4 protein-coding genes and 1 pseudogene are annotated in these 6,306 nt (G+C 68.0%); all 5 read right to left on the reverse strand.

The genetic code is table 11. The annotated features are described in order from the left end of the window. Positions 1-1,266 (reverse strand): hemolysin family protein (locus ELR45_RS24855; protein WP_205857199.1); only part of this gene is annotated, 1,266 nt, incomplete at its 3' end. A gap of 112 nt (positions 1,267-1,378) precedes the next feature. After that, positions 1,379-2,578 carry a Gfo/Idh/MocA family protein gene (locus ELR45_RS24860; protein ID WP_129668735.1) on the reverse strand — a complete coding sequence of 400 codons (1,200 nt, stop codon included), beginning with the start codon at positions 2,576-2,578 and terminating at the stop codon, positions 1,379-1,381. Positions 2,579-2,791: 213 nt separating this feature from the next. Next, a complete protein-coding gene (locus ELR45_RS24865) occupies positions 2,792-4,300 on the reverse strand; it encodes a SulP family inorganic anion transporter (protein ID WP_129668736.1) in 1,509 nt (502 codons plus the stop codon). A 500-nt stretch (positions 4,301-4,800) separates the two neighbouring features. Continuing rightward, positions 4,801-6,033 (reverse strand): threonine synthase, encoded by a 1,233-nt coding sequence (locus ELR45_RS24870; RefSeq protein WP_129668737.1) that lies wholly within the window; start codon positions 6,031-6,033, stop codon positions 4,801-4,803. Beyond that, positions 6,030-6,306: pseudogene (locus tag ELR45_RS35780) on the reverse strand (N-methyl-L-tryptophan oxidase); the annotation flags it as partial. The gene ELR45_RS24870 and the pseudogene ELR45_RS35780, both read right to left, overlap by 4 nt.

Consider the following 6,306-nt stretch of genomic DNA (forward strand, 5'->3'; position numbering starts at 1 on the left):
GGCGACGACGCCGTCGGCGTCCGGCTGACGCTGGTCGAGCGCGGACACGGTGACCACGTCGCCGACCTCGGGGATGCGCCCGAGCTGCTCGATGACGAACCCGCCCAGAGAGTCGTAGAACTGGCTCCCGGGCAGGTCGAGCCCGATCCGCCGGGCGACCTCATCCGGCCTGAGCAGGCCCGAGAGAACCCAGGCCCCGTCACCGTACTGGACATGCGTGCGCACCGGGCGGTCCTGTTCGTCGGCGATCTCCCCGACGATCTCTTCGACCAAGTCCTCCAGGGTGACGATCCCGGCTGTTCCGCCGTACTCGTCGACCACCACCGCCATCTGCAGCCCGGGAGAACGCAGCATCGCCAGCAGCGGGTCAAGCTCCATCGTTCCGGGCACCGATGCCACGTCCGCCATCACATCGGAGACCAGCCGATGCTCCCTCTGAGCCAACGGGACGGCCAAGGCGTGTTTGAAGTGAACGGCGCCGACCACCTCGTCGACGTTCTCGCCGGCCACCGGGAAACGGGCATGCCCCGTCGACGCGGCCTTCTGCAACACCTCCGACACGGGCCTGTCCGCGCTGATGAACCGCACCCGGGGACGCGGCGTCATCGCGTCGGCCGCGGTTCGGTCGCCGAAGCTGATCGAACGGGCCACCAGGTCCGCCGCCGACGGGTCGAGCGTCCCCTCCCGCGCGGACCGGCTCACCAACGACGCGAGCTCCTGCGGGGATCGCGCCGACGCGAGCTCCTCGGTGGGTTCGACACCGATCATCCGCAGAATCCTGTTGGCGCTGCCGTTCAGGAATCGGATCAGCGGACCGGCTCCAGTGGTGAACGCGCGCTGCGCACCGCCCACCGCTCGCCCGACCCGCAACGGCTCGGCGATGGCCCAGTTCTTCGGCACCAGCTCGCCGAAGATCATCTGCGTGCCGGTTGCGACGACGAGCGCCAGTGCCACCGACACCCCGGTGATCCCCGCGTCCGGCAGCCCGATCGAACCGAGCGGACCACGCAGGAGGGTCGCCAGCGACGGCTCAGCCAGCCATCCGACCAGCAGGCTGGTGACCGTGATGCCGAGCTGAGCACTGGACAGCTGCGTCGACAGCGACCGCAACCCCTGCAGCAGGTTCCGATCCCGGTGGTCGCCCGAGCCGGACCGCCGCTCGACCGTCGCCCGGTCCACCGTGACGAAGGAGAACTCCGCCGCGACGAAGACCGCGTTAGCGCCGATCAGCAATGCTGCGGCCGCGAGCAGCACCCATTCGGTCACCGCTCCGTTCGCCTCCGCCAGACGCTCGACAGGAACGACCTATCGGCAGGGTCGCCGTCAGCTGACATACCCCGAGGATAGGACAGACCCGCCGGTCCTATCCGCAATGTCACTACATCGGGATGGCGGTCCAGATGCTGTCCTTGGCCGCGCTCTGCTCCACGGCGGCGAGCACCCGCTGCACACGCAGGCCGTCCGCGAACGACGGCTCCGGGTCGCGCCCGTCGGCGACGGCGTTGACCAGGTCGACGGCCTGGTGAGTGAAACCGTGCTCGTAGCCGAGCAGATGCCCCGGTGGCCACCACGCCGCGAGGAATGGGTGCTCGGGCTCGGTCACCAGGATCCGCCGGAACCCGGCTGTCTGCGAGTCCTCCGAGCCGTCGTAGAAGTTCAGGACGTTCATGTCCTCGAAGTCGAACGCCAGTGATCCGTTCGTGCCGTTGATCTCGATCCGGATCGCGTTCTTGCGGCCGGTCGCATACCGCGTCGCCTCGAAGGTCGCCAGCGCTCCCCGGCTGAACCGGGCGAGAAAGACCGCCGTGTCATCCACCGTCACGTCGCCCATCTGGACGTCGTCGCCGGTGACATGACCTCCGAGTGTGCCGACGTCGCCGTCGTCCCCCGGCATCGGTCGGCGGCCGACGAACGTCTCCATCATGGCGCTGACGCCGGTGATGCGTTCTCCGGTGATGTACTGCGTCAGGTCGACGATGTGCGCGCCGATGTCACCCAGCGCGCCCGATCCGGCTCGTTGCTTGTCCAGGCGCCACGACATCGGAGCAGCCGGGTCGACCAGCCAGTCCTGCAGGTACTGCGCGCGCACGTGCCGGATGTCGCCGATCCGGCCGTCGGCCACCAGGGTCCGAGCCAGCACGATCGCGGGAACCCGCCGGTAGGTGAAGCCGACCATCGACCGCACACCCCGCTCTCGGGCGGCGGCCGCCGCGTCCGCCATCGACTCCGCCTCCGGCACCGTGTTGGCGAGTGGCTTCTCGCACAGCACATGCTTGCCGGCCTCCAGCGCGGCGATCGCGATCTCGGCATGGGTGTCGCCGGGCGTGCAGACGTCGACGAGGTCCACGTCGTCGCGGCTGAGCAGCGCGCGCCAGTCGGTCTCCACCTGCTGCCAGCCGAACTTGTCCCCTGCCGCCCGCGCGGCCGCCTCGTTCCGCCCGGCGATGACGGAGAGCCGTGGGCTTAGCGGCAGATCGAAGAAGCTCGCCGAGTTCCGCCACGCGTGCGAGTGAGCCGTGCCCATAAAGGAATAGCCCACCATGCCGATCCCGAGAGTTGCCTTGCTGTGCTCGGTCATCTAGAGAGTCCCCTGTTCGTCAGTCGAGTTGCGCCTGCCGACTTACGGTGCGAGTGCTTACCACCCAGTGTGCCGGGCACGTGGATTCCCCGGAAACGGACATCCACCCTTCAGTGACCGCCACGGACATCGACGTCGCTCCCGATGACGACAGACCGAAGAACTGAACAGCCGTACTCGGTGCTGGCCTCAGTGCTGGCCTCAGTGCTGACCTCAGTGCTGACCGCTGAGCTGTCCTGTGGTTCGTTCGTGCAGCTGAGCGCTATGTGCGTTGAGCCCGACGATCTCGGCTTCGACCCCGCGGGCGGCATACTTGGCCACCACGGTGTCCAACGTCGCCACGGCCGACGTGTCCCACACGTGCGCATCGGTCAGGTCGATCACCACTCGCGGCGTCGGGTCGGCGTAGTCGAACGCGTGAACCAGCTCGTTGGTCGAGGCGAAGAAGAGCTCGCCGGTGATCGCGTAGACCCGGATGCCGCCGTCGGGATCCAGCACGCTGGAGACGTCGACCAGGTGGGCGACGCGGCGAGCGAAGAAGATGGCGGCGAGCAGGACACCGGCCACGACGCCATAGGCGAGGTTGTGCGTCGCGACGACGATCGCGACCGTGGTCACCATGACGGCCGTCTCACTGAACGGGGTGCGCTTCAGGACGGTCGGGCGGATACTGGACCAGTCGAACGTGGAGATCGAGACCATCACCATGACCGCGACCAGCGCGCCCATCGGGATGATCGCCACCAGATCACCCAGAACCAGGATCATCACCAAGAGTGCGACGCCGGAGACGAATGTGGACAGCCGAGTCCGGCCACCGGATTTCATGTTGATGACCGACTGTCCGATCATCGCGCATCCGGCCATGCCGCCGAGGAAACCCGTCGCGACGTTCGCGATGCCCTGCCCGCGGGCCTCCCGGTCCTTGTTCGACCTCGTATCCGTGAAGTCGTCCACGATTTGGGCGGTGAGCAGGGACTCCAGCAATCCGACGAAGGCCAGGGTGATGGCGAACGGCGCCACGGTGACAAGCGTCTCGAACGTGATGGGGACCATCGGCACCCCGAGCACCGGGAGCGCGTTGGGCAGCTCGCCCATATCGCCGACCGTCGGCACGTTGATGCTGAAGGTCGTCGCCGCGACGCCCAGCGCGACAATCGCCACCAGCGGTGACGGTATCGCCTTGGTCAGGCGAGGCAGCAGGTAGATGATCGCCAGCCCGGCAGCCACCAGGACGTACACCGGCCACGACTCCCCCACGACGTGCGGGACCTGCGCCAGGAAGATCAGGATGGCGAGCGCGTTGACGAACCCGACCAGCACCGTACGCGGCACGAACCGCATCAGACGCCCCACACCGAGCGCCCCCAGCAGGACCTGCAGCACACCGGCCACGATCGTCGCCGCGAACAGATACTCCGCCCCGTGCTCGCGCACCAAAGGGACCATGATCAGCGCCATCGCGCCGGTCGCGGCGGAGATCATCCCGGGGCGGCCACCGGCGATCGAGATGATGATCGCGATCGAGAACGACGCGTAGAGGCCGACCTTGGGGTCGACGCCGGCGATGATGGAGAAGGCGATGGCCTCGGGAATCAGCGCGAGGGCGACGACGATCCCGGCCAGGATGTCGCCACGCGGGTTGGACAGCCAGGCCTGGCGGAAACTGGCCCACCTGCTCCCGGCGTTCGGTGTTGCTGGCTTCTCATGACTTCTGGGCATGGCAGGGTCAGGCGTTGTCGGCAAATGTCATCCTTTGGACGTTGCCTCGCGCAGCCCGGGAAGGGCGAGACGAGAAGGCGCGGACGGTGACGCTCACACAGCGGCGACATCGACGGCGCACAGCGGTCCTGGCATAGCCCAGGGCGGCTGGTGAGATGGTGCGGCCAACGCTCGGGCGCTGGGTCTTACCTACGTTGAGGGGCGCGGAATCGACACGCGCTATTGCATCCTACGGTGATGACCGCTCGGTTACTCACAGGTACCGCCCAGACGAACGAAATTGACCGTGTGTCCTTTCTCACGCAAATGAGAGGCCGCGCAAATAGGGGCGCCGGTTAAGCGAGCGGGGCATCCGCGCCCGAGCTGCAAGGCCGAGGAGGGAGGCGCACTGGGGTTTGTGCGTCGACTGACGAGAACGCTGGAGATTCGCAAGCACGAATGCGGGTCCGAAAGAACCAGGCGACTCCCTATTTGCGCGGCCTCTGACCCGCAGCATGTGATCATCGCTGGTCAGAGCCCGCTTCGTCGACCATCGCCCGCAGCGCGGTGAGACTCTCATCGATGACCGGCAGGTCCGGCGCGTCTCGCATGGCGATCTCGACGTCCTTGATTCCGGAGGCGGTGCCCACCGCGACGACCGCTCCGTCGGCCCCGTCCGCGGCGACGCCCCGAGCCACAGCTACCGCCGCAGCGGACGACGCCTCGAGGAAGACTCCCTCCCCCGACGCACATGCCCGGTACTCGTCGAGGAACGTCTTCTCGCCCACTGCGATGGCCTCCCCGCCGCTGTCCCACAACGCCTGCAGCCCCTGGTAGTTGGCGACGTCGCTGCCGATGGAGAACGCGGCGGTCCCCACATACGGGATCCGGGTACGTTCCTGCTTCGCCCGATCCCGGTGGCCCAGGGCCTGGCTGAACGCTGCCGACGCGGCGGGCTCGGCAGCCACGAGCCGCGGCGGCGAGCTCAGCAGTCCGGCCGTCACGAGCTCCGTGAATCCGCGGCTGATACCGGACAGCAGGTCCGCTCGCGAGGTAGGAATGACGACCGCTCCGAGGTCCTCGCCGATGTCGCGGGCCAGCTCATAGGCGAGGCTCTTCAGTCCCTCGATCGCGTACGGATGGCCTCCCGCCCCGGGCTCCACGTAGTTGGTCAGCGGAAACCATCCAAGATCTTCGACCGCCATGCGCATCGTGTTGTTCCGCGCCACACTGTCGGCGAAGCCCACGACGACGGCCCCGGCGGCGCGGATCTGCGCGTGGATCGTCAGCGGCAGCGAGCTTTTGGTGACGACGACACATCGCAGTCCGGCACGGGCGGCGTATGCCGCCGCCGACGCACCGGCGTTTCCGCTCGACGCCGCGATCACCGTGTCGCAGCCGTCAGCACGCGCCTTCGTCAGTGCGGCGGACATGTAGCGGTCCTTGTGGGACAGCGTCGGGTTGGCGGCCTCGTTCTTCAGCCAGACCTCGGTGCCCCCGTCGTCCCGGCCCGGCAGGCGGACGAGTGGAGTGTTGCCCTCGCCGAGCGTGACCGGCTCAACCTCCGGCGGGATCGGAACAGTGCCGGGCCATCCCCAGGGCCCGCCGGAGTACGCGGCGAGTTCCCGCCCGTGCAGATCCACAAGCGGCAGCTCGAGATTGACGGCAATGCCGTCACGCCGGCATGCCGTACAGCCGGCGGTTCCCGAGCCGGTGTCCCCGCACCGGGGGCACCTGAGCTCAGCGTCAGTCACGACTCCGCCCGTTCCCACAGCTGAAGGTCCCGGTCCGGCGAGAAGGGCTTCAGGTCGAACGTCGACGCTGAATCGATCACGAGCTCGGCGCCGGCCTCACCGAACGCGGGGGCGTACTTGAAGCCCAGGCCGGAGAATCCGCCCAGGATCACGACGCGCTCGCTCCCCTCCATGTGACCGGCGATGGGCCGGTTGTCCGTCGTGTAGCCGTCCATGTAGGCGGACACCCGGATCGGGTCCGGGTGCAGTCCAGGCAGGCAACGCCGGATGATC

The sequence above is a fragment of the Phytoactinopolyspora endophytica genome (genome assembly GCF_004138495.1).
Classification (GTDB): Bacteria; Actinomycetota; Actinomycetes; order Jiangellales; family Jiangellaceae; genus Phytoactinopolyspora; species Phytoactinopolyspora endophytica.

Excerpts from the sequence above, each read along its gene's own strand:
- ELR45_RS24860 (WP_129668735.1), bottom strand. The coding sequence starts at position 2,578 with ATGACCGAGCACAGCAAGGCAACTCTCGGGATCGGCATGGTGGGCTAT.
- ELR45_RS24865 (WP_129668736.1), bottom strand. The coding sequence starts at position 4,300 with ATGCCCAGAAGTCATGAGAAGCCAGCAACACCGAACGCCGGGAGCAGG.